The 23143-nt window shown below is 68.6% G+C and carries 18 protein-coding genes; 9 read left to right on the forward strand and 9 right to left on the reverse strand.

From position 1 onward, the window contains the following. Positions 1–8: 8 nt before the first annotated feature. Positions 9–353 (forward strand): nitrite reductase small subunit NirD, encoded by a 345-nt coding sequence (gene nirD, locus H3H55_RS23195; protein ID WP_047903106.1) that lies wholly within the window; start codon positions 9–11, stop codon positions 351–353. Between the two features lie 16 nt (positions 354–369). Beyond that, positions 370–4557 (forward strand): bifunctional nitrate reductase/sulfite reductase flavoprotein subunit alpha, encoded by a 4188-nt coding sequence (locus H3H55_RS23200; RefSeq protein WP_193100373.1) that lies wholly within the window; start codon positions 370–372, stop codon positions 4555–4557. 43 nt (positions 4558–4600) lie between these two features. Here the strand turns inward: H3H55_RS23200 and H3H55_RS23205 are convergent, their stop codons facing one another. Further along, positions 4601–5377: an SDR family oxidoreductase gene (locus tag H3H55_RS23205; RefSeq protein WP_193100374.1), complete on the reverse strand. Its 777-nt coding sequence runs from the start codon at positions 5375–5377 to the stop codon at positions 4601–4603. 4 nt (positions 5378–5381) lie between these two features. After that, positions 5382–5819, reverse strand: coding sequence for a GlcG/HbpS family heme-binding protein (locus tag H3H55_RS23210; protein WP_193100375.1), 438 nt, complete (start codon positions 5817–5819; stop codon positions 5382–5384). Positions 5820–5914: 95 nt separating this feature from the next. Between H3H55_RS23210 and H3H55_RS23215 the strand changes: the two genes are divergently transcribed. The 4 genes from H3H55_RS23215 (at position 5915) to H3H55_RS23230 (ending at position 11640) form a co-directional block, all read left to right on the forward strand. After that, a complete protein-coding gene (locus H3H55_RS23215) occupies positions 5915–6823 on the forward strand; it encodes a LysR substrate-binding domain-containing protein (protein ID WP_193102109.1) in 909 nt (302 codons plus the stop codon). Positions 6824–6903: 80 nt separating this feature from the next. Then, entirely contained in the window at positions 6904–7338 is a 435-nt protein-coding gene (locus tag H3H55_RS23220) for a hypothetical protein (protein ID WP_193100376.1), read from the forward strand. A 430-nt stretch (positions 7339–7768) separates the two neighbouring features. Beyond that, on the forward strand, positions 7769–10363 hold the full coding sequence (gene mprF / locus H3H55_RS23225; protein WP_129515069.1) for a bifunctional lysylphosphatidylglycerol flippase/synthetase MprF: 2595 nt from the start codon (positions 7769–7771) through the stop codon (positions 10361–10363). Beyond that, a complete protein-coding gene (locus tag H3H55_RS23230; RefSeq protein WP_193100377.1) occupies positions 10360–11640 on the forward strand; it encodes a virulence factor family protein in 1281 nt (426 codons plus the stop codon). Before mprF ends, H3H55_RS23230 begins: the two co-directional genes overlap by 4 nt. 79 nt (positions 11641–11719) lie before the next feature. On the opposite strand, the gene H3H55_RS23235 is transcribed toward H3H55_RS23230, so the two are convergent. The 6 genes from H3H55_RS23235 to uxuA all read right to left on the reverse strand — a co-directional run bounded on the left by H3H55_RS23235 (position 11720) and on the right by uxuA (position 18623). After that, positions 11720–12175, reverse strand: a complete 456-nt coding sequence (locus H3H55_RS23235) for a DUF934 domain-containing protein (RefSeq protein WP_193100378.1) — start codon at positions 12173–12175, stop codon at positions 11720–11722. Continuing rightward, on the reverse strand, positions 12172–13956 hold the full coding sequence (locus H3H55_RS23240) for a nitrite/sulfite reductase (protein ID WP_193100379.1): 1785 nt from the start codon (positions 13954–13956) through the stop codon (positions 12172–12174). Before H3H55_RS23240 ends, H3H55_RS23235 begins: the two co-directional genes overlap by 4 nt. A gap of 205 nt (positions 13957–14161) precedes the next feature. Beyond that, positions 14162–14551: a hypothetical protein gene (locus tag H3H55_RS23245; RefSeq protein WP_193100380.1), complete on the reverse strand. Its 390-nt coding sequence runs from the start codon at positions 14549–14551 to the stop codon at positions 14162–14164. Between the two features lie 86 nt (positions 14552–14637). Further along, positions 14638–16071 carry a PLP-dependent aminotransferase family protein gene (locus H3H55_RS23250; RefSeq protein WP_193100381.1) on the reverse strand — a complete coding sequence of 478 codons (1434 nt, stop codon included), beginning with the start codon at positions 16069–16071 and terminating at the stop codon, positions 14638–14640. A 117-nt stretch (positions 16072–16188) separates the two neighbouring features. Then, positions 16189–17499, reverse strand: a complete 1311-nt coding sequence (locus H3H55_RS23255; protein ID WP_193100382.1) for an MFS transporter — start codon at positions 17497–17499, stop codon at positions 16189–16191. A 71-nt stretch (positions 17500–17570) separates the two neighbouring features. After that, entirely contained in the window at positions 17571–18623 is a 1053-nt protein-coding gene (gene uxuA, locus H3H55_RS23260) for a mannonate dehydratase (protein WP_193100383.1), read from the reverse strand. 269 nt (positions 18624–18892) lie between these two features. Here uxuA and H3H55_RS23265 point away from each other — a divergent pair, with 269 nt between their 5' ends. The 3 genes from H3H55_RS23265 (at position 18893) to H3H55_RS23275 (ending at position 22672) form a co-directional block, all read left to right on the forward strand. Beyond that, positions 18893–19615 carry a FadR/GntR family transcriptional regulator gene (locus H3H55_RS23265; RefSeq protein ID WP_193100384.1) on the forward strand — a complete coding sequence of 241 codons (723 nt, stop codon included), beginning with the start codon at positions 18893–18895 and terminating at the stop codon, positions 19613–19615. 160 nt (positions 19616–19775) lie between these two features. Beyond that, complete coding sequence (locus H3H55_RS23270; protein WP_129515061.1) at positions 19776–20900, forward strand: extracellular solute-binding protein; 1125 nt, start codon at positions 19776–19778, stop codon at positions 20898–20900. Then, entirely contained in the window at positions 20897–22672 is a 1776-nt protein-coding gene (locus H3H55_RS23275) for a sensor domain-containing diguanylate cyclase (protein ID WP_193100385.1), read from the forward strand. The genes H3H55_RS23270 and H3H55_RS23275 overlap by 4 nt, the downstream gene beginning before the upstream one ends. Positions 22673–22785: 113 nt before the next feature. On the opposite strand, the gene H3H55_RS23280 is transcribed toward H3H55_RS23275, so the two are convergent. Next, entirely contained in the window at positions 22786–23085 is a 300-nt protein-coding gene (locus H3H55_RS23280) for a DUF4148 domain-containing protein (protein WP_193100386.1), read from the reverse strand. Between the last annotated feature and the right edge of the window lie 58 nt (positions 23086–23143).

Genomic DNA, 23143 nt, shown 5'->3' on the forward strand with positions numbered 1-23143 from the left:
AGCTCATCATGAACGATCGTCTTCCGCTGTCCTGGACCCGCGTGTGCCCGCTCGACGACATCGTGCCGAACACCGGCGTGTGCGCGCTCGTCAACGGCGAGCAGGTCGCGGTGTTTCACGTCGCGCATGCCGACGGCGGCGTGTTCGCGATCGACAACGTCGATCCCGTATCGCAGGCGGCCGTGATGTCGCGCGGGCTGATCGGCAGCCTCGGCGAGCGTGTCGTCGTCGCGTCGCCGCTGTACAAGCAGCATTTCGACCTGCGCACCGGCGAGTGCCTCGAAGCGCCCGAGCAGTCGGTGAGCGCGTATCCGTCGCGGGTCGAGGACGGCTTCGTGTGGATCGCGGCCTGACCGCCCCGGAGCGCGCATGACCGCCACCCCCGTCAAGAGCGTGTGCCCGTACTGCGGCGTCGGCTGCGGCATGGTGCTGCACGTCGAGGATGGCGAAGTCGTCAAGGTGTCCGGCGACGCCGACCATCCGACCAACTTCGGGCGGCTGTGCACGAAGGGTTCGTCGGCGCACGTCGCGTTGCGCCGCTCGGGGCGGCTCGACCGCGCGTTCGTGCGCCGCGCGCGCGAGGACGACCTCGTGCCGCTGCCGGCCCGCGACGCGATCGCCGAGACCGCGCGGCGCCTGCGCGCGGTGCTCGATACGCACGGGCCCGACGCGCTGTCGTTCTACGTGTCGGGGCAGATGTCGATCGAGGCGCAATACCTCGTCAACAAGCTCGCGAAGGGCTTCGTCGGCACCAACAACATCGAGTCGAACTCGCGCCTCTGCATGGCGAGCGCGAGCACCGGCTACAAGCAGTCGCTCGGCGCGGACGGCCCACCCGGGTCGTATCAGGACTTCGATCGCGCGAACCTGTTTTTCGTGATCGGCGCGAACATGGCCGATTGCCACCCGATCCTGTTCCTGCGGATGATGGATCGCGTGAAGGCCGGCGCGAAGCTGATCGTCGTCGATCCGCGCCGCACCGGCACGGCCGACAAGGCCGACCTGTTCCTGCAGATCCGGCCGGGCACCGATCTCGCGCTGACGAACGGGCTGCTGCACCTGCTGCATGCGAACGGCCGCACCGACGGCGCGTTCATCGACGCATACACCGAAGGCTGGGACGCGATGCCCGCGTTTCTCGCCGACTACACGCCCGAGCGCGTCGCGGCGATCACGGGGCTCGCGGAAGCCGACCTGCGCACGGCCGCGCAATGGATCGGCGACGCGCAGGAGTGGATGAGCTGCTGGACGATGGGGCTCAACCAGAGCACGCACGGCGTGTGGAACACCAACGCGATCTGCAACCTGCACCTCGCGACCGGCCGCATCTGCCGCCCCGGCAGCGGGCCGTTCTCGCTGACCGGCCAGCCGAACGCGATGGGCGGGCGCGAGATGGGCTACATGGGCGTGGGGCTGCCGGGCCAGCGCTCGGTGCTGTCCGACGACGACCGGCGCTTCGTCGAGAACCTGTGGCGCGTACCGGCCGGCACGCTGCGCAAGGAGACGGGGCAAGGGACGGTCGATTTGTTCGCGCGGATGGCGGCCGGCGACATCAAGGCGTGCTGGATCGTCTGCACGAACCCGGTCGCGACCGTGCCGAACCGGCAGAACGTGATCGCCGGCTTGCAGGCCGCGGAGCTCGTGATCGCGCAGGACGCGTTCCTCGACACCGAGACCAACCGCTACACGGACATCCTGCTGCCCGGCGCGCTGTGGGCCGAGGGCGACGGCGTGATGGTCAACTCCGAGCGCAACATGACGTTGATGCGCGCCGCCGTGGCGCCGCCCGGCGACGCGCTGCCCGACTGGCGCATCGTCGCGGAAGTCGCGCGTGCGATGGGCTTCGGCGACGCGTTCGACTATGCATCGGCGGCCGACGTGTTCGACGAGATCGTCCGTTTCTCGAATCCGGCGACGGGCTACGACCTGCGCGGCGCGAGCCACGCGGCGCTGCGCGACGGGCCCGTGCAGTGGCCGGTCGCACCGGGCACCGCGCGCGACCGGCACCCGATCCGTTACCTGAACGACGGCGTGAGCCAGACGCTGCGCATGGCGGCAGACGAGAGCGACGCGCCGCGCATTGCGTTCCCGACGCCGTCGGGCAAGGCGCGCTTCTTCGCGCGGCCGCATGCCGATCCGGCCGAGCTGCCCGACGACACGTTCCCGATCGTGCTGAACACCGGGCGGCTGCAGCATCAATGGCACACGATGACGAAGACCGGCAAGGTCGCGATGCTGAACAAGCTGAACCCGCGCCCGTTCGTCGAGCTTCACCCGGACGACGCGAGCGCGCTCGGCATCGCCGCGAAGGACAGCGTCGAGATCCGTTCGGCGCGCGGCCGCGCGGTGCTGCCGGCCGTCGTCACCGAGCGCGTGCAGCGCGGCAACTGCTTCGCGCCGATGCACTGGAACGACGTGTACGGCGACGACCTGTGCATCAACGCGGTGACGAACGACGCGATCGATCCCGAATCGCAGCAACCCGAACTGAAATATTGCGCGGTCGCGCTGCGCCGCGTCGAGACCGATGCGTTCGCGTCCGACGACGACGGCACGGCGCAACCCGATGCATGCGCCGACGACGCGCGGCCCACGCCGGCGATGGTGCAGGCCACTGCTTCACAGGAATCCGACATGGCAGACATCGACACTTTCGCGGCCGCGCTCGGCGTCGCCGATCTCGCGCCGCCGCCGTTGACCGACACCGAGCGGCTGTATGTGGCCGGCCTCGTCAGCGGGTTGAGGGCGAGCGCGGGCCGGCGCGAGGGCAGCGTGCCCGTGCTGCCGGCCGGCGCGCCGCTCACGCCGCCGGTGCGGTTCTGGCTCGACGGGATGCTCGCCGGCCTGTTCAGCCGCTCGGCGCCTGTCCATGCACACACGCTGGATGCCGCAACGCCGGCCCAGCCGGCCGACGCCGGCGGCGGCGTGCGGATCGTGCGCACGCGCCCGAAGGTCGTGCTGCTGTGGGCATCGCAGACCGGCAACATCGAATCGCTGACCGAGGACTACGCGACGCAGTTGATGAACGCGGGCTTCGAGATCCGCACCGCGTGCATGTCCGACTATCCGGTCGCGTCGCTTGCCGGTGCGCAATACGTGCTGCTGATGACGAGCACGTTCGGCGACGGCGATGCGCCTGACAACGGCACCGAGTTCTGGGACGCGCTGCAGGCCGGCAGCGCCGCGCGCCTCGACGGCGTGCACTTCGCGGTGCTCGCGTTCGGCGATCGCAACTACGACCAGTTCTGTGGCCACGGCCGCCGGCTCGATGCGCGGCTCGCGGAACTCGGCGCGGCGCGCCTGTGCGCGCGCGTCGATTGCGACGTCGAATTCCAGCGCGATGCCGACCAGTGGCTCGAACGCGTCGTCGCGCGGATCAAGGAGGCGGACGCCGCGCTGCACGCGGTGCCGACCGGCGGGATGAGCCCGTCGGGGCTGCTGCCGACGAAGGCGCATCCGGCGCCGTCGAAGCTCGTCGCGAACCTGCGGCTCAATCGTCCGGGCGCCGCGAAGGACACGCGTTACGTGTCGCTGTCGACCGAAGGCGCGAACCTCGAATACGAAACCGGCGACGCGCTCGGCGTGTGGCCGACCAACTGCCCGGAGCTGGTCGACGAGCTGCTGTCCGTCACCGCGCTGAAAGCCGATGCGCCCGTGTCCATCGCGGGCGTCGGCGACGTGCGGCTCGGCGACGCGCTCGCGCGCCACTTCGACATCACGCGGCCGCATCCGGACACGCTCGCATTCATCGCGTCGCGCAGCGCGAACGGTGCGCTGAAGTCGCTGCTCGGCGACGAACGCAAGGGCGACCTGAAGCAATGGTTGTGGGGACAACAGCTTGCGGACGTGCTGCACGAGTTTCCGGTCGAGCTGTCGGGCACGGAGCTGGTCGGGATGCTGAAGCGGATGCAGCCGCGTCTCTATTCGATCGCGTCGAGCCCGAGCGCGCACCAGGGCGAGATCCACCTGACCGTGTCGGCCGTGCGTTATCACAACGGACGTCGCGCGCGCAAAGGCGTCGCGTCGACTTTCCTCGCCGATCGCGCGGACGACGGCCGCGTGCCCGTGTTCGTGCAGAAGTCCGCGCATTTCCGGCCGCCGGTGAACGGCGACGTGCCGATCGTGATGGTCGGCCCGGGTACGGGCGTCGCGCCGTTCCGTGGCTTCCTGCACGAGCGGCAGGCGCGCGGCGCACGCGGGCGCAACTGGCTGTTCTTCGGCGAGCAGCACGCGCAGACCGATTTCTACTACGGCGACGAACTCGGCGCGATGCACGACAGCGGTTTCCTGACGCGGCTCGATCTCGCGTTCTCGCGCGACCAGGCCGACAAGATCTACGTGCAGGACCGGATGCGCGAGCAGGGTGCCGAGCTGTTCGCGTGGCTGGAGGAAGGCGCGCACTTCTACGTGTGCGGCGACGCCGCGCGGATGGCCAAGGACGTCGATACGGCGCTGAAGGCGGTCGTCGCCGAGCACGGCGGCATGTCGGACGACGCCGCGAACGACTACGTCGCGCGGCTCGCGAAGGCGCGGCGCTACATGCGGGACGTGTACTGACCGCGTGGGCGGCGGTCCACCCGCCGTCCCGCGGCCGTGGAGGTTACTGCTGCCGGTCCCACGCACGCGCCTGTTCGGCGCGCACGAATGCCTCCGACGATTTCGGCAGCAGGTTGCGGAACGCGCCGCCGTCGCTTTCGATCACGTCGACCATCTTCGCGATCATTTCCTCCGGATCGTGCTGTTCGAGCGGGAACGTCAGCCGCTCGGGCGTCACCGTGTGGACGGCCGGATCGCGCCAGCGCCGCGTCGTCTCCATCATCCGGTCGTTGAAGCCGGTGCTGTACGGGCCGGGGTTCACGACCGCGACGCGAATGCCGTGCGGCGCCAGTTCGGCGTGCATCGCCTCGGCCATCGATTCGACCGCGTGCTTCGACGCGCAATAGGCGCCCGTGAACGGCCCCGTGATCAGCCCCGCGATCGACGACACGAACACGATCTTGCCGTGCCGGCGCGCGAGCATCCCGCGCGCGATCTGCTGCGTCAGTTCGAGCGGCCCGAACACGTTGACGTCGAACAACTCGCGCACGATCTCGACCGGCAGGTCGACGAGCGCGCCGGCTTCGCCGACCCCCGCGTTGTTCACGAGCACGTCGATGTCGAGTTCGGCCGCGCGGGCCCGGTCGTGCGCGGACGTGACGTCGAGCTTGATCGCGCGTAGCGCGGTGCCGCGTTGCGCGGCGGCGGCCGCCAGTTCGTCGATCTCGGTCGTGACGCGCACACCGGCGGTCACGTCGTGACCGCGTTCGGCGAGCCGCAGCGCGACTTCGCGGCCGAAGCCGGTGCCCGCGCCGGTGATGAGGATGCGTTGCTGTGCCATGTGCTTACCTTGTGGTGAGGAGCGTTGCGTGAAAGCGATCGCGGCAATGTCGGGCGATCGAGGTGTCTTCGTCGACGCTGCCGCCCGATACGCCGATGGCGCCGACGCAGCGTCCGTTGCCGTCGACGAGCGGTTCGCCGCCGCCGAACGTGACGAGCCCGCCGTGACTGTGTTCGATGCCGCGCAGCGGGCCGTCGCCCGACATCGCGCCGAGCGAGCCGGTCGATGCGCGGAAGCGGACGGCGGTCAGCGCCTTGCGCTGTGCAAGATCGATCGCGCCGAGAAAACAGTCGTCGGTGCGCACGAACGCGAGCAGGTTCGCGCCGGCATCGACGATCGCGATGGCGACGCCCGCGACCCGCAGCGACGCGGCGTGCGCGAGCGCGGCTTCGATCGTGCGGCGGGCGGCTGCGAGCGGCAGCGCGGCGGTGAGCGGGTCCATTCGAGGCTCCAGTGGGACGGCAGGGCCAGTGTAGGCCGCCGCGGTATATGGGAGAATCCGTATTCCGCTCGAAGGAGTTTCAAGTTTTTTTAATGATGGGCAGACGCGATCCGATGGCCGGGCTGCACGTATTCATGAGCGTCGCGACGGCCGGCAACTTCACGCGGGCCGCCGCCGCGCTGGGCCTGACGCCGGCCGCCGTCAGCCTCGCGATCGGGCAGCTCGAGGGCGAGCTGAACGTGAAGCTGTTCAACCGCAGCACGCGCGGCGTGAGCCTGACGGAAGCCGGGCAGCGCTACTGGCAGCAGACGGAGCCCGCCTACCGGCAGGTCATGCAGGCGCGCGACGCGCTGAAGGACGCGCGCAGCGAGCCGAGCGGGCTGTTGCGCGTGACCGCGCTGCCGCTGGCGCGCTTGCTCGTGATCGCGCCGGTTCTCGCCGCGTTCCGTGAGCGCTTTCCGAAAGTCCGGCTCGAAATCCGCTACGAGAACGAGCTGGTCGACATCGCGAAGGACGGGTTCGACGCGGGGATCCGCCTCGCCGACCGGCTGCAGCCGGGCATGATCGGCGTGCGGATCGCGCCCGCGCTGTCGTGCGCGCTCGTCGCGTCGCCCGGTTATCTGGCGCGGTACGGCGCGCCCGCGTCGATTACGGAGCTCGAGCGTCATGCCTGCATCCGCTTCCGGTTTTCGGAGAGCGGGCGCCTGCACAAGTGGCTGCTGCACGACGGGCGCCGCGACGTCGATCTCGATCCGGACGGCGTGTTCGTGACGAACGATGCCGACGCGGTGATCGATGCGGCGCGTGCGGGCGTCGGCATTGCATTTGCGTTCATGCGCGAGCGCATCGAGCAGGACCTGCGCGACGGCACGCTCGTCGAGGTGCTGCCGGGTGCGTGCCGGACGCTGCCGCCGATGTGGCTCTATTACGTGAATCGCAAACACGTGCCGGCGAAGCTGCGCGCGTTCATCGACATCCTGCGCGAGCGGGCCGGCGAAGCGTAATTCGACGGCGCCGCCTGCCGGCAGCGATGCGCGCGGCGGCGCATGATGGCGGCTCCATCCACGCAGCCAGGGAGCGCGTCATGCCGGCATTCCCGCATTTTCCGATTCGAACCCTCGTGATCGCCGCAGCGCTGGCGGCCGCCGCGACCTGCGGCGCGCCAGCCGTTGGCCAAACGTCGACCGTGCCGGCCGGCACGGCCGCCGCGACGCCCGACAACGCGGTGCTGCTGACCGTGTTCCTGAAGCACGACCAGTCGCGCCCGCTCGCCGAGTTGAACGCGCAGCTCGCGAAGCAGGGGTTCTACAAGGCGTTTCCGCCGCCGGGCGTCGAAGTGGTGAGCTGGACCGTGACGATGGGGATCGGTCAGATCGTCGTGCTGCGGTTGCCGGCGTCGCGGCTGCGCGAGGTCAATCGGGTGCTCGAGGATACGGCGTGGGGGGCGTACCGGACGGAGTTCTATCCGACTTACGACTACAAGGCGATCGGGTTGGGGGAGCATGAGCGGGCGAAGTGACGGTACGCAGTGCGATTCCGTCACGGTGGAAAGCGGATACGAGCGCGCCGAATCAACCTGTCCCCATTCCCGAAACGCCCCGCGTCGTCGCGTTTTCATCCTCGCCTGTCGGGCCTCTCCCGGGAGATTTCTCCCAAATGCATCACAAGTCATTCATCCGATGAAAAAATGGACCCGGTTCCCGGTATGATGCGCACCTTGCATTTTTCGGTCGCACGATTTTGATGCGATGTTTACGCGCCCCGCACGCCACAAAACCGCACAATGCGAACCGGAAAGATTTTGTAATATAAGACCCGTATACTTGTAAGTTCTGATTCAGGCGCTCCCTGCCTTTTCTTCCGGCCGACCGCCCACGCAGAACAACCAGATTCGTCGCCGCCTGGCTACCTTGCGCCGCGACACGCTATGCACCACCACTGAATAACCTATGTCTTCCCGCCACTCTGGTTCGCCCGGCCGTGCCGCGGCGGTGATCGCCCGTGTCCGGGCGCTGATCCGCCATGAGCGCGTGCTGTCGCCGCTGCTCGCGCTCGGCATCGGCCTGCTGCTGATCGTGGTTTTCCAGCACCTGTCGGAATCCGTCGACTACCGGTCGGTGATCCGCCAGTTGCGTCACATGTCCGTTGGCGAGTGGGGTGCGTCGCTGGCCGCGACGGCGCTCAGCTATCTCGCGCTGGTCGCTCGCGACGCGGTTGGCCTGCGTTATGTCGCCGCGAAGGTGCCGCGCGTCGCGCTGTGGATCGGCGCGATCGCCGGGTCCGCGCTCGGCAACGCGACCGGCTTTGGCGCACTGACGGGCGGCGCGGTCCGCGCGCGTGTGTACGGCGTGTCGGGTGTCACGCCCGCGCAGATCGGCCGGATGACGGTGTTCACGAGCGGCACGCTGGCGCTCGCGATGGTGCTGATGACGGCGGTCGGCATGGTGTGCGTGCCGGAGGCGCTCGCCGCCATGCTGCACGTCGCACCCGGCGTGCTCACGTGGAGCGGCGCCGCGCTGCTCGTGGTGCTGGCCGCGATGGTCGTGATGTGCGGCAACACCGCGCGCCCGGTCGTGACGCGCTTCAAGTGGCTGTCGTTCGACGTGCCCGCGCGGCGCGATCTCGTCGCGCAGGTTGTGTACGCGGTGCTCGACGTCGTTGCGGCGGGCCTGACGCTGTGGGTGCTGCTGCCGGCCGCGCCGGTCGGCTTCCCGACCTTCATCACCGTCTACGCGGCCGCCTTGCTGCTCGGGATGATCGGCCATACGCCGGGCGGGATCGGCGTGTTCGAAGCCGCGATGGTGTTCACGCTCGGCCGCGAAGTGCCCGCGCATGCGATGGTCGCCGCGCTGATCGCGTATCGCGCGATCTACTTCGGCGTGCCGCTCGTGTTGTCGGCCGGCCTGCTGGCCGGTTTCGAGGGGCGCGCGCTGCGGCGCCGGCTCGTGTCGCGGCAGGCCGCGCGCGTGTCGCAGCTCGCACCGGTGTTCCTGAGCCTCGTGACGTTCGCGGTCGGCGGGATGCTGGTGATCTCGAGCGCGACGCCCGCGTTCTGGCACCGGATCGCGATCCTGCGCCACCTCGTGCCGCTGTGGGTGCTCGAAGGCTCGCAGGTGATCTGCAGCGTGCTCGGCGTCGCGCTGCTGTTCGTCGCGCGCGGATTGCTGCGCCGCCTCGACGGCGCATGGTGGATGACCTTCGCGCTGACGCTCGCGAGCCTCGCGCTGTCGCTGGCGAAGGGCCTCGCGTTCGTCGAGGCCGGCGTGCTCGGCACGCTGCTGGTGCTGCTGCTCGTCAGCCGCCGCCGCTTCAACCGTCATTCGTCGCTGCTCGCCGAGCGCTTCACGGTCAGCTGGTTCGTGTCGGTGACGATGGTGCTGATGCTGGCGGTGTGGGTGCTGTTCTTCGCGTTCCGCGACGTGCCGTACACGCGCGACCTGTGGTCGCATTTCTCGTTCGACGCGCGCGCGCCGCGTGCGCTGCGCGCGACGCTTGCGAGCGGCGTGTTCGTCGCGATGTTCGCGCTGTGGCAACTGCTGCGCCCGGCCCCCGGCCGTTTCGTGAAGCCGGTGCCGCAGGATCTGTTCGACGCCGAGCGGATCATCCGCGCGCAGGAGTGCAGCGATGCGGGCCTCGCGCTGATGGGCGACAAGTCGTTCCTGTTCTCGGAGTCGCGCCAGGCGTTCCTGATGTACGCGAAGTACGGCCGCACATGGGCCGCGCTGCACGACCCGGTCGGGCCGCGCGAAGAATGGCCGGCGCTGATCGCCAAGTTCATTGCGCTCGCGCATGCGCACAGCGGCCGCGCGGCGTTCTACCAGGTGCGCGCGAACGCGCTGCCGCTGTATCTCGACGCGGGGCTCACGCTGATGAAGCTCGGCGAGGAAGCGCATATCGCGCTCGACCAGTTCGACCTGAAGGGTTCGAACCGTTCGCACCTGCGCTATGCATTGCGCCGCGGCGACAAGGACGCGCTGACGGTCGAGGTGATCGCACCGTGCGACGTGCCGGTTGCGCTGCCGAAGCTGCGCGACATCTCCGATGGCTGGCTCGACAGCCGCGATGCACGCGAGAAGAGTTTCTCGGTGGCCGCGTTCCACGACGGTTATCTCGCGACGCAGTCGGTGATGCTCGTGCGTCAGGCCGACAAGCCGATCGCGTTCGTCACGTTCATGACGACCGACCTCAACACCGAGGCGACGGTCGGCGTGATGCGCCATCTGCCGGACGCGTCGCCGTACGCGATGGAGTATCTGTTTACGCAGCTCGCGCTGCATCTGAAGGAAGCGGGCTTTCGCAAGCTGAGCCTGGGCATCGCGCCGTTCTCGGGGATGGGGGCGGCGAAGATGCCGTCGCCGTGGCACCGGCTCGGCCTGATGGTCTGGCGCTTCGGCGGCCGCTTCTACAACTTCCGCGGCTTGCGCGCATTCAAGAGCAAGTTCGAACCGCACTGGGAACCGCGTTACCTCGCGGCCTCGGGCTCGGTCGGCGTGTTCGTCACGCTGGCGGATCTGTCATTGCTGGCTGGAGGTCGGCGTTCATGATGTTGAAGAAGGGATTCGCGCGGGCGGCAGCCGCCTGCGCGGGAATGATGCTGGCCGGCGCCGCGTGCGCCACGCAGCCGGCCGCAGTAAAGGCCGAAACCGTGTCGGGCGGCCGTTATGGGCCCGTTACCGTCACCAAACCGAGCGGGCCGCTGCGCGGTTTCGTCGTGCTGTTCTCGCGTGAGGCCGGCTGGAATGCCGCCGATCAGCAGGCCGCCGATGCGCTCGCGAAGGCCGGGGCGATGACGGTCGGTGTCGATTCCGAGCGTTATGCGATGAATCTCGCCGCGAAGCAGGAGACCTGCCACCACCTCGACGGCGACGCCGAGGCGGTCAGCCACCAGCTCGAACGCCTCGCGCAGTCGTCGCGCTATTTCACGCCGATCGTCGCGGGCGTGGGCCAGGGCGGTGCGATCGCGAAGCAGATCCTGTCGATGGCGCCGGAGAACACGATTGCCGGCGTCGTATCGGTCGATCCGGCGGCGAAGCTCGACCCGCGCTTCAAGCCGTGCCCGCCCGATCCGACGATCGTGCGTCGCGCGATGCCGGGTTTTGTCGAAACGGCTGCCGCGGGCGATACCGCGAAGCTCGTGTCGCTCGTCACGTCGCACCTGCGTGACAACAGCAGCGGCGACGAACTCGACGTGTCGGATCTGCCGCTCGTCGAGCTGCCGGCGAAGGGCGGCAGCGACCGGCTCGCGATCGTGATCTCGGGCGACGGCGGCTGGCGCGATCTCGACAAGACGATCGCCGAGGCGCTGCAGCGCGACGGCGTGTCGGTGGTCGGCATCGACAGCCTGCGTTATTTCTGGAGCGAGAAGCCGCCCGCACAGGTGAGCCGCGATCTGGCGCGCGTGATGCGCACGTACACGGCGCGCTGGCATGCGAACCGCGTGGCGCTGGTCGGCTACTCGTTCGGCGCCGACGTGATGCCGTTCGCGTACAACCGGCTGCCGGCCGACCTGCGCGATAAGGTCGCGGTGATGTCGCTGCTCGGCTTCGCGCCGTCCGCCGATTTCCAGATCCGCGTGACGGGCTGGCTCGGCATGCCCGCGAGCGACAAGGCGCTGAAGGTCGCGCCGGAACTGGCGAAGGTGCCGCCGCATCTCGTGCAGTGCTTCTATGGCGCGGAAGAGAAGGACACGATGTGTCCGGCGCTCGTGAACACGGGCGCCGACGTGATCAAGACGCAGGGCGATCACCACTTCGGCCGCGACTATATCGCGCTCGAGAAGAAGATCCTCGGCGCGTTCGGCAAGCCGGTGGCGGCGCGCTGAACGCCGGTGCCCGCTTCACGGCGGGCGCCGGCCGGTTTGCTTCCGGTTCATCGTACGGGCGGCCATCGTGCCGCCCGTTTCATTTTTCAGCGTGCGTTGCCGTGTCGTGCGTCGTCACCGGCGTTGTCGTTCCGGTTCTCGCATCGCGTTGATAGAAACCCGGAAACCGGTCGAGCTGCCGCCGCGCGGCCGCGATGTCCGTGTCGTCGCCGAGCACCGCGCTCGAAAACCCCGTGCGCTCCATCAGCAGCAGCTGGTCGATCAGCACGTCGCCGGTCGCGCGCAAGTCGCCGGCGAAGCCGAAGCGCTTGCGCAGCAGGTAGGCCTGGCTGTACGCGCGGCCGTCGGTAAACGACGGGAACTGCAGGTCGATGCGCGCAGCCTGCGCGATCCGCGCCGCGAGCGGTGGCAGTTCCTCGTCGTTGCCGATCGTCAGCGTCGCATCGTCGTGCTGCTGCGTGTCGCGGGCGTGTTCGGCCGGCGTCAGCAGCCGGATGCGTGCGTGGATGCTGTCGTTGTCGTTGGCTGGCTTCATGCGTGCTCCGCCTGATGGCGCGCGTCGTTCGCGGCGGCCTTGAAGGGTTCCGCGCCGATGCGGCGCACCGTGTCGATGAATCGTTCGCTGCGGCCGTTCGCATCGATCCGCGCGTCGAGATACGCGTTGACGATCGCGTCGACGACATCGACGATCTCGTCCGCCGAAAACGACGGGCCGATCACCTTGCCCGGCCGCGCGGGGCCGCTCGCGGTCGAGCCGTCCGACCCGCCGAGCGTCACCTGGTACCACTCCGCGCCGTCCTTGTCGACGCCGAGGATGCCGAGGTGGCCGCTGTGATGATGGCCGCAGGAATTGATGCAGCCGCTGATGTGCAGGTCGATGTCGCCGACGTCGTGCAACATGTCCAGATCCTGGAAGCGCTCGGCGATCGCGTCGGCGATCGGGATCGAGCGCGCGTTCGCGAGCGCGCAGAAGTCGCCGCCCGGGCACGCGATCATGTCCGTCAGCAGCCCGACGTTCGCGCTGGCGAGCCCGATCGCGCGCGCGTTTTCCCACAGCAGGAACAGGTCGTCGACGTGCACCCACGGCAGCACGACGTTCTGCGTGTGCGTGACGCGCGCCTCGCCGGCCGAGTAGCGTTCGGCGAGATCGGCGAGCGCGTCGAGCTGGTCCGGCGACGCGTCGCCGGGCGCCTGCAGGCGGCGCTTGAACGACAGCGTGACGATGCGCAGCGCTGGGTCGCGGTGCGCGGCGACATTGCGTGCGAGCCAGCGCGCGAACGCCGGATGGCGGGCCGCCTGCGCGGATACGCGCGCATTCGCGTCGTGCAGGTCGAGCGTGCGCGGCTTGAGCCGCGGCGGAACGAACGACGCGGCGACGCGTTCGAACTCGGCCTGCGGAATCGTATGCGGGCCGCCGTCATGGTCGACGATCTGGCGGAACTCCTCCTCGACGTCGTCGATGTAGCGCTGCCCCTCGGTCTTGACAAGGATCTTGATCCGCGCCTTGTACTTGTTGTCGCGGCGGCCGTAGCGGTTGTACACGCGGACGATCGCCTCGATGTAGTTCATCACGTGCCGCCACGGCAGGAACGCACGCAGCAGCGTCGCGATCATCGGCGTGCGGCCCATCCCGCCGCCGACGCTGACGCGAAAGCCGAGCTCGCCCGTCTCGTCGCGCACGAGCTTCAGCCCGACGTCGTGCCAGTCGGTCGCCGCGCGGTCTTCGGTCGCGCCGGTGATCGCGATCTTGAACTTGCGCGGCAGGAACGCGAATTCGGGGTGCAGCGTGGTCCACTGGCGCATCACTTCGGCGAACGGGCGGGGATCGGCGATCTCGTCCGGCGCGACGCCCGCGCGCTCGTCGCACGAAATATTGCGGATGCAGTTGCCGCTCGTCTGGATGCCGTGCATGTCGACGGTCGCGAGCAGGTCCATCACGTCGGCCGCTTTCGCGAGCGGAATCCAGTTGAACTGCACGTTGGTGCGCGTCGTGAAGTGCGCGCTGCGGGTCGGCAGGCGCAGCGTGCCGAGCAACGCCTGCGCGTCGCACGCGGCGCGATAGGTGGCATCGTCGGGCACGTCGTAGTCGCGCGCGATCCGCGCGAGCACGCGAAGCTGGGCGCTCGACAGTTCGCCGTACGGTACGGCGACGCGCAGCATCGGCGCGTGGCGCTGCACATACCAGCCGTTCTGCAGGCGCAGCGGCCGGAACGCGTCTTCGCTCAGCGTGCCGTGCTGCCAGCGTTCGAGCTGGTCGCGAAACTGGGCGGCGCGGCTGCGCACGAGCGCCCGGTCGAAATCGGTATATCGATACATGACGTGATACGCGAGAGGAGCCGCGGCGCGCGCGGCTCGAAAGGGACGTTGCGACGGGTGTCAGGCAACCGGAGACAGCGTAGGGAACGCGGGGCGGCGGGACAAGCAGCAGATCGGGACGAAAAGGGCGCAGCAGATGGCGGGCGCGACGCCGGTCGTGGCGGCGCCCGCGCGGGCCGGGCATGCATTGATGCCCGTGGCGGATTCAGGCGTCGACGACGAGCGCCGGATCGAGCGCGCGAATGCGCTGGTCGATGAAGTAGCCGCCGCCTTCCTGATAGCGCAGGAACAGGCGGCCGCACGAGCGGCAGCGGCTGACGTTGCAGCGGTTGTACGGGAAATGGCGCAGCGCGATCGGCGCATCGTCCGACGCGTAGCGCGTACCGGCCGGATGATATTCCGCATAGGTCGGCTCCATCTCGCCGGGCGGCGCGAGCGTGGCTACTTCGGTCAGTTGCGCGTCCTGCAGCGACAGCGGCAGGCTCGTCCAGCCGGCAAGCGAGGTTTTCGTGCACGTGCACGGCTGTGCGGCGTGCGCCGCTTCGGCCGTCAGTTTCATCAACGCGTCGTGATCGAGGTAGGGCAGTTGGCTCATGGAAAATCGTGAAGGGGCAGCGGGATCAGCAATGTAACCCGCGCGCCGATTGCCTGCATGGACGTGACCGCGTACACCGCGTGCGATCACCCGCCCTTGCGGACCGACGGTTGCGCGACCAGTTCGCCGAGCACGCGGATCGCGCGCTCGATGTCGCGGCTCCATGGATGGCCGAAGTTCACGCGCACGCAGCGCTCGAAGCCGTGCGTGGCCGAAAACAGCGGCCCCGGCGCGAAGCTGATCCCGCGTGCGATCGCCTGGCGATGCAGTTCCATCGCGTCGATGGCATCGGGAAACGCGAGCCACAGGAAATACCCGCCGTCGGGCCGCACCCATTCGACGCCGGGCGGCAGCCAGCGCTGCAGCGCGTCGTCCATCCGGTCGAGCTGCGTGTGCAGCGCGCCGCGCAGCTTGCGCAGGTGACGGTCGTAGCCGCCGTGCTCGAGATAGTTCGCGATGCCGGCCTGCGCGGGAATGCTGGCCGACAGCGTCGTCATCAGCTTGAGCCGCTGCACCTTCTCCGCGAACCGGCCGGCGGCGGCCCAGCCGATCCGGTAACCGGGCGCGAGCGTTTTCGAGAACGAACTGCAGTGCATCACGAGGCCGTGGCGGTCGAACGCACGCGCGGGCAGCGGATAGTCGGGACCGAAATGCAGCTCGCCGTAGACGTCGTCTTCGATCAGCGGCACCTCGCGCGCCGCGAGCAGGTCGACGAGCGCGCGCTTTTTTTCGACGGACAGCGTGACGCCGGTCGGATTCTGGAAATTGGTCATGAACCAGCACGCGCGGATGTCGTGCCGGTCGAGCGCGTGCGCAAGCGCATCGAGATCGAGGCCCGTGCGCGGATCGACGGGAATCTCGACCGCGCGCAGGTCGAGCCGCTCGATCGCCTGCAGCGCCGCGTAGAAGCCGGGTGCTTCGACTGCGACGACGTCGCCGGGCCGCGTGACGGCCATCAGGCACAGGTTCAGTGCTTCGAGCGCGCCGTTCGTGACGACGATCTCGTCGATCGACTGCGACACGCCCGTCGCGAGATAACGCCGCGCGATCTGCTGGCGCAGCGCCTCGTTGCCGGGCGGCAGGTCGACGACCGTGCTCCACGGGCTGACGAGCCGCGTGGCCTGCGCGAGCGACTTCGCGAGACGTGGCAGCGGAAACAGCTGCGGCGCCGGGAACGCGGAACCGAGCGGCACGATGCCGGGCTGCGTGGCCGCATCGAGGACCGAGAACACGAGGCTGCTGATGTCGACCTTGCGCGATGCGCCGGCACGGCTTGCGCGACGCTTCGTGGCCGGGGCTGCGTCTGGTTGTGCACCCGGCGCGACGTAGTAGCCCGAGCGTTCGCGGGCACGGATCAGCCCCCACTGTTCGAGCAGGTAGTACGCGCGAAACACCGTCGACTGGCTCACGCCATGCTGCGCGATGATCTGCCGCAGCGACGGCAGGCGCGTGCCGACCGCGAGGTTGCCGTTACGGATGTCGTCGGCGATCGTATGGGCGAGGGTTTCGTAGCGTTTCATCGGCGAGGGCGGGAGCGCGTCGCGCGCGGGCGGCTCATTGTCCGATGCGCGGCCCGAAAAGGAAAGCGCGGGCGGCGCGGCGAAGGCGCCGCAGCCGCGCCGCGCTGCCCCGATGCGTCAGGCCGCGTTCGGCTCCGCACCACGCCCGTTCGCGCCGCTGCGCAGCGGCGGCAACGGTTCGACCTTGCCGACGACGAACAGGTACGACAGCGCGCCGACCACGCACAGCACACCGGCCACGGCGAGCGGCACGACGAACGAGCCTTTCGTGATCGACAGCATCACGCCCGTGAACGTCGTGATGAAGATCCCCGCGAGATTGCCCGCGAAGTTCTGGATGCCGCCGATCGACGCGACGTGCGCGGGCGTCGGCGCGACTTCGCCGACAAGCGTCCACACGTTCGCGCCGGCAAACGACAGGCTTGCATACGCGAGGGCGAACAACCCGAGGCAGGCCCACACGCTTTCGACGAACGCGGACAGCGCGATCGACGACGACAGCAGCATCCCGAGCACGAGGCAGGTCTTGCGCGCGGCGGTCGCACTCCAGCCGCGGCGGAACAGGCTGTCCGACACGTAGCCGCCGAGCCAGCCGCCGGGAATCGCGAGCAGCGCGGGCAGCATGCCCCACGTGCCGAGCGACGCGAGCGAGAAGCCGCGCGATTGCAGCAGGTAGCTCGGGAACCAGGTGATGAAGAAGTAGATCGCGAAGTTCAGGCAGAACAGGCCGATCATCATCCCCCACACGGTGCGGTAGCGGAACAGGTCGAGCCACGACACCTTCGCGCCGTCGGTTGCGGCCGCAACGGTCGGCGCGCCGCGCTGTGCGAGCAGTGCATCGACGGCATCCGGCGCGATCGCGCGATAGCGTTCCGGGTCGCGATAGATGAACCACCACGCCAATGCCCACACGACGCCGATGCCGCCCGTGATCACGAACGACCCGCGCCAGCCGACGATCGAGATCAGCCACGCGACGAGCGGCAGCGACAGCGCGGAGCCGACGCGCGAACCGCTGTCGAAGATGCTGCTCGCGAGCCCGCGTTCGCTGCGCGGGAACCAGTTGAACGCGACCTTCGCGAACGACGGGATCGCGGCCGCTTCGCCGACGCCGAGCATCAGCCGCACGCCGACGAGTTGCGAGAGGCCGCGTGCGGCGCCCGTCGCGACGGTAAACACCGACCACCAGCCGACCGCGAGCGCGAGGCTGACGCGCACGCCGACCTTGTCGATGAACCAGCCGGCGGGTAGTTGCAGGAACGCGTAGGTCCAGAAGAACGCGCTCAGCACGAGCCCCATGCCGACCGCGTCGAGGCCGAGGTCGGCGCGGATGCTGGGCGCCGCGATCGCGAGGTTCGCGCGGTCGATGAAGTTGATGACGTTGGCCAGGAAGCACATCAGGATCATGGCCCATCGGATGCGTGGCATGCGGTGTCTCCGCGCGGAATGTCGTGACGGGCAACCGGCGTTCCGCTGCGCCGGCCGCCTCGATGGGGGTGTTACCGCGGCGCGCGGTCGAACTTCGCCAGCGCTTCCCACAGGCCGTTCAGGTAGACCGCGCCGAGCGCGCGGTCGTAGAGGCCATAGCCGGGCTTGCCCGTCTCGCCCCAGATCATGCGGCCGTGGTCGGGGCGCACGTAGCCCGTGAAGCCGGTGTCGTGGTACGCCTTCACGATCGCGGCGATGTCGAGCGAGCCGCAGCTCGACAGGTGCGCGGTTTCCTCGAAATCGCCGTTCGCGTCGACCTTCACGTTGCGGATGTGCGCGAAGTGGATGCGGCCCAGCGCACCGAACTCACGCACCAGCGCTTCGACATCGTTCTGCGGGCCCGCGCCGAGCGAGCCCGAGCACAGCGTCAGCCCGTTCGCGGGCGTGTCGACGATGCGCAGGATCCGCGCGAGATCGTCGCGGTTCTTCACGATGCGCGGCAGCCCGAAGATCGGGCGCGGCGGATCGTCGGGATGGATCGCCATCTTCACGCCGGCTTCCTCGGCGACGGGGATGATCGCCTTCAGGAAATATTCGAGGTTGGCCCACAGCGCGTTTTCGTCGACGTCGCGATAGTCGGCGAGCAGCGCCTGCAGTTGTTCGGGCCGGTAGCTCGAATCCCAGCCGGGCAGCGCGATGCCGTCGTTCGGATCGATCCGGTCGACCGATTCGGTGCTGAACGCGAGGCAGGTCGACCCGTCGTCGAGCGTCTTCGACAACTCGGTGCGGGTCCAGTCGAACACCGGCATGAAGTTGTAGCAGATGACGCGGATGCCGGCTGCGCCGAGATGGCGGATCGTCTGCCGGTAGTGGTCGATCAGGCGGTCGCGGCCCGGCTTGCCGAGCTTGATGTCCTCGTGGACGGGCACCGATTCGACGACCTCGAAGCGCAGGCCGGCGCGTTCGATCGTCGCCTTCAGCGCGTCGATCTTGTGCGCGGGCCAGACTTCGCCCACCGGTTCGTCGTAGATCGCGGACACGATGTGCGTGACGCCCGGGATCTGGCGGATGTATTGCAGCGAGACCGGATCGGACTCGCCGTACCAACGGAAAGACATCTTCACTGGAGCGGCTCCTGGCTGGCGGTTCATGCGTCGGACGACCGGGCGGCTGCATGCCGGCCCGTCGTCGGTGTGCGGATTATGATTGGTATGCCAGTTAACCGGGATAGTGGTTTACCAGTTGTCCGATTCCAGATCGCCCGGTATGACGTATTCTGCGAATGCCCAGCAGGACTGGCCGACAGGCCGAACGGGACGCGGGCCGAAATTGGTGTACCATTTCGGCGATCCGGTGCCGCGATGGCGCCGGCCAGCCTGTTGCGAGCCTTTCGATGACCGATCTTTCCAGTCTGCCCGCCAGCCGCGACACCGATGCCGCGGACCGCTCCTATATCGGCCTTGCGCGGCAGATTCACGCGATGGTGGCCGCCGGCGCGTTCGAAGCCGGCGCACGGCTGCCGTCGGAACGCAGCCTGGCCGACCAGTTCGGCGTGAGCCGCACGCAGGTGCGCGAGGCGATCATCGCGCTCGAGGTGCAGGGGATCGTCGAGGTGCGGATCGGCTCGGGTATCTACGTGTCGGCGGCCGATGCCGCACGGCCGGTGACGTTCGAGGTGCCGCGCGGCCCGGGGCCGATCGAGACGCTGCGCGCACGCGGGCTGATCGAGGCGGAAGTCGCGGCGCTCGCGGCGACCGAGCGCAAGGATGCCGATCTCGACCGGCTGTTTTTCTCGCTGACGACGATGCGCGAGCAGATGGACGACAAGGCCGCGTACGACGCAGCCGATCGCCAGTTCCATCTGCGCATCGCGGAATCGACCGGCAACACGGTGCTGCTGCACATGGTCACGGCGATGTGGGACTGCGCGCGCAGCGATCCGCTGTGGGACAAGATCGAAGAGCACTTTCATTCGAGCGCGCTGCGCGAGGCGTCGCAGGAGGATCATCAGCAGATCTTCGCGGCGATCATGGCGCGCGATGCGGCCGGCGCGCGCGATGCGATGCGCGCGCACCTGTCGCGCGTGATCGCGGAGTTCACGCAGGCCTGGCGCTGACGTTCGTTTCCTCGGATGAAAGCGGTGCGGCGTCACCGCGCTGCATTCCGCGTCGACGACGGCACGCATGCAAGCCCTGTGCGGCTTCTTCCGATTGCGCGACCGTACGATTTATGGTCTCGTTGCGGGATATCGCATCGACTCGAAAAAGGACAGTCGAATGCAGCCGGGCGATTCGGGTGGGGTCCGATTGATCAGGGGAATCGGCGCGCATGCGCGTCGACGTAGCGGCGTGTTCACGCTGCTCATCATATTGACACTGGGCTTACTGGGCCTGCCTGTTTTCGCCGCCTCTCCCGAAACCGTCAACGACAACGTGCTGCGTGTGCTGGCGTGGCCCGGCTACGCGGACAACGACGTCGTCAGCGCATTCGAGGCGCAGTTTCACGCACGTGTCGAAGTGACGTTTGTCGATTCCGACGAAGCGCTGTGGGCGCGGATGCAAAGCGCGTCGCCGCCGCCGTACGACGTGCTGGCGGCGAACACGGCCGAGATCCAGCGCTACGCGCGCGAACGGCTGCTCGCGCCGATCGACCTGTCGCGCATCCCGAACCGGCGGCGGCAGTTGCCGAACTTCCAGCAGCTCGCGACGATCGGCGGGCTCGTGCAGGACGGCGCGGCATACGCGATCCCGTTCACGTATTCGTCGATGGGGCTGATCTACGACCGCAAGCAGGTGCCGGCCGCGCCGCGCTCGATGCGCGAGCTGTGGAATCCGCGCTACCGCGGCAAGGTGCTCGACTTCAACAGCGCGCAGCACAATTTCTCGTTCGCGGCGCTGGCGCTCGGTTATCCCGATCCGTTTCGGCTGTCGCCCGAGCAGACGCTCGCCGTCGCGCGCAAGCTGATCGACCTGCGCCGCAACCTGCTGACGTACTACACGCTCCCTGAAGAGGCGACCGCGCTGTTCGTCCAGCATCGCGCGGCGCTGATGTTCGGCAACTACGGCACGCAGCAGGTCGAGCTGCTGCGTCGCGCGGGCGCGGATGTCGGCTACGTGATCCCGGACGAAGGCGCGCTCGCATGGCTCGACTGCTGGGCCGTCACGCGCGGCGCGCAACATCCCGAGCTCGCGTTCGCGTGGATCAACTACATGCTCGAACCGGCGATCGGCGCGCTGCTGACCGAGCGCCAGGGGCTCGCGAACACGCTCGAGCCGCCGCCGGGCCTCGACGCCGGGCACGAGCGTCTCGTGTGGCTGCAGCCCGTCGAAGACATCGCGCGACGCGAATCGCTGTGGGGGCGCATCGTGTCGGGCGACCGGCCTGAGCGGTTCGAAAAATGATCCGGCTCGGGCTCACGTCGAAGCTCTCGGTGCTGTTCGCCTGCATCGGCGTGATCGCATCCGGCACCACCGGCTACTACACGTATCGCGCGAATCGCGCGATGCTCGTGCAGGAAGCGCAGCACAGCCTGCTGATGTCGACGCAGTTGCTCGGGCAGCGCTTCACGACCGCGCTCTCCGACGTCGCGGACGATGCGCTCGTGCTCGCGCAGTTGCCGTCGTCCGCGCTCGTCGCGGGCAGCGACAACCCGGACCGCGCACGACGCACGCGGCTCGAGCAGGTGTATTACAGCTTCATGAGAAATCATCCGGAATACCTGCAGATCCGCCTGATCGCGAGCGGGCATTTCGGGCTCGAACACATCCGCGTCGATCGCGACGCGCGCGGCATCGTCGTGCTGCCGGAAAGCGCGTTCCAGGAGAAAGGGCAGTTCTCCTATGTATTCGATACGCTCGCGACGGCGCCCGGCCATATCTACCTGTCGCCGATCGTGATCAATCACGAGACGGGCTCGCACGCGGCCGAAGGGCTGCCGATCCTGCGCGTGGGTACGCCGGTCGTCGATCAACTGGGCCAGACGGTCGGCGCGCTCGTCGTCGACGTCGAACTGTCGCGCGTGTTCGATCGGCTCGAACGCGATCTGCCGGACGACTATGCGGTGTATCTCGCGAACGAGTGGGGCGATTTCCTCGTGCATCCGGATCCGGCGCAGACGTTCGGCTTCGATCGCGGCCGGCGCGTGCTGATGCAGGACCGTTTTGTCGCGACACACGTGCTGTTCGACAGCGCGCGCGCGAACGTGACGTTCAATGGCCTGGCGCAGCCGGACGAGGCGCCGGGGCAGATGTTCGCGTTCGTGCGCACGCCGTTCGGGCACGACGAGGGCAACCGCTTCGTCGTGCTCGGGATGGCAAGGCCGCTCGCGGACGTCCTCGCGCCGGCCGGCATGCTTGGCGAACGGATCGTCCGGATGGTGCTCGTGTCGAGCCTGATGGCGGTGATTCTCGCGATCCTGTTCGCGCGGGCAATGACGCGGCCGCTGCAGACGCTTGCGCGCGCCGCGACGCACGTGTTCGACGATCCGGCGGCGGAACAGCTGCCGGTCGGGCGCGCCGACGAGATCGGCGTACTCGCGCGCTGTTTCGACAGCATGCGCGTCGAGATCCGCACGCAGGTCGCGATGCTGCGCGCGAAGCAGCAGGAGTTGACGCACCTCGCGGGCCACGATCCGCTGACCGCGCTGCCGAACCGCCTGCTGTTCATGGAGCATCTCGATGCCGCGATCCGGCATGCGGCCGCGGTGCACGAAGGGCTGGCCGTGATGTTCGTCGATCTCGACCGCTTCAAGCAGATCAACGACCAGCATGGGCATTCGGCCGGCGATCGCACGCTCGTCGCGGTCGCGAAGCGGCTGAGCCTCGCGCTGCGCAGCGGCGACATGGTCGCACGGCTCGGCGGCGACGAATTCATCGTGCTGATTGCGGACGTGCGTTCACCGACGGTGATCGGCGAAGTCGCGTCGCGGATCCAGATCGTGATGGCCGAGGAACTGGAGGTCGGCGAGCGGCGCGTGGCCGTCGGCGCGAGCATCGGCGTCAGCGAGTTTCCGGCCGACGGCGCGTCGGCCGAGGAACTGCTCGTGAAGGCCGACGCGGCGATGTACGCGGCGAAGGCGTCCGCGCAGCGCGCGTGCGTGCGCTATCAGGAACTGGTCGGCGGCGCCGCCGCGACGGAAGAGGCCGGCCGGGTCGCGTCGGGCGGCAGCCGGTGACGGAGGGCCGGTAAAACGGGCCGGTAAAACAAGCGACGCAAACGCAACGAGCCCGTCACGCGACGGGCTCGTTGCAGGTGCGGACTGCGCGCGCAGGGCGCGCGGCGGCAGGCTTAGTGGCCGAAGTAGACCGAGTCGCGCGGGCTTTGCACCTTGGCGGCCGGTGCGCCACCCTGGACGGTCGCGGCCGGTTGCGCACCGTAGCCGCTGTTGTCGGCGCCGTGCACGCGGGCTTGTGCGGCCTGGATGTCGGCCGGGTAGTACGGGCTCGACAGGCCCGGCTTGTAGCCGGCGCTTTCGAGTTGAACCAGTTCGTTGCGCACCTGGGCGCGGGTCACGGTGCTTTGGGCGAATGCGCCGAACGAGGCGGACAGGGCGACAGCGGCAACGACTGCGGAAACGAGCGATTTCATGATGACCTCCGATGTTTGTCTTGGCTTTCCGCGTTCGACACCATGTCGTAAGCGGTTG

The organism is Burkholderia sp. Z1, assembly GCF_014893795.1.
In the GTDB taxonomy this organism is placed as follows: domain Bacteria; phylum Pseudomonadota; class Gammaproteobacteria; order Burkholderiales; family Burkholderiaceae; genus Burkholderia; species Burkholderia theae.

Excerpts from the sequence above, each read along its gene's own strand:
- nirD (WP_047903106.1), top strand. The coding sequence starts at position 9 with ATGAACGATCGTCTTCCGCTGTCCTGGACCCGCGTGTGCCCGCTCGAC.
- H3H55_RS23200 (WP_193100373.1), top strand. The coding sequence starts at position 370 with ATGACCGCCACCCCCGTCAAGAGCGTGTGCCCGTACTGCGGCGTCGGC.
- H3H55_RS23205 (WP_193100374.1), bottom strand. The coding sequence starts at position 5,377 with ATGGCACAGCAACGCATCCTCATCACCGGCGCGGGCACCGGCTTCGGC.
- H3H55_RS23210 (WP_193100375.1), bottom strand. The coding sequence starts at position 5,819 with ATGGACCCGCTCACCGCCGCGCTGCCGCTCGCAGCCGCCCGCCGCACG.
- H3H55_RS23215 (WP_193102109.1), top strand. The coding sequence starts at position 5,915 with ATGGGCAGACGCGATCCGATGGCCGGGCTGCACGTATTCATGAGCGTC.
- H3H55_RS23220 (WP_193100376.1), top strand. The coding sequence starts at position 6,904 with ATGCCGGCATTCCCGCATTTTCCGATTCGAACCCTCGTGATCGCCGCA.
- mprF (WP_129515069.1), top strand. The coding sequence starts at position 7,769 with ATGTCTTCCCGCCACTCTGGTTCGCCCGGCCGTGCCGCGGCGGTGATC.
- H3H55_RS23230 (WP_193100377.1), top strand. The coding sequence starts at position 10,360 with ATGATGTTGAAGAAGGGATTCGCGCGGGCGGCAGCCGCCTGCGCGGGA.
- H3H55_RS23235 (WP_193100378.1), bottom strand. The coding sequence starts at position 12,175 with ATGAAGCCAGCCAACGACAACGACAGCATCCACGCACGCATCCGGCTG.
- H3H55_RS23240 (WP_193100379.1), bottom strand. The coding sequence starts at position 13,956 with ATGTATCGATATACCGATTTCGACCGGGCGCTCGTGCGCAGCCGCGCC.
- H3H55_RS23245 (WP_193100380.1), bottom strand. The coding sequence starts at position 14,551 with ATGAGCCAACTGCCCTACCTCGATCACGACGCGTTGATGAAACTGACG.
- H3H55_RS23250 (WP_193100381.1), bottom strand. The coding sequence starts at position 16,071 with ATGAAACGCTACGAAACCCTCGCCCATACGATCGCCGACGACATCCGT.
- H3H55_RS23255 (WP_193100382.1), bottom strand. The coding sequence starts at position 17,499 with ATGCCACGCATCCGATGGGCCATGATCCTGATGTGCTTCCTGGCCAAC.
- H3H55_RS23265 (WP_193100384.1), top strand. The coding sequence starts at position 18,893 with ATGACCGATCTTTCCAGTCTGCCCGCCAGCCGCGACACCGATGCCGCG.
- H3H55_RS23270 (WP_129515061.1), top strand. The coding sequence starts at position 19,776 with ATGCAGCCGGGCGATTCGGGTGGGGTCCGATTGATCAGGGGAATCGGC.
- H3H55_RS23275 (WP_193100385.1), top strand. The coding sequence starts at position 20,897 with ATGATCCGGCTCGGGCTCACGTCGAAGCTCTCGGTGCTGTTCGCCTGC.
- H3H55_RS23280 (WP_193100386.1), bottom strand. The coding sequence starts at position 23,085 with ATGAAATCGCTCGTTTCCGCAGTCGTTGCCGCTGTCGCCCTGTCCGCC.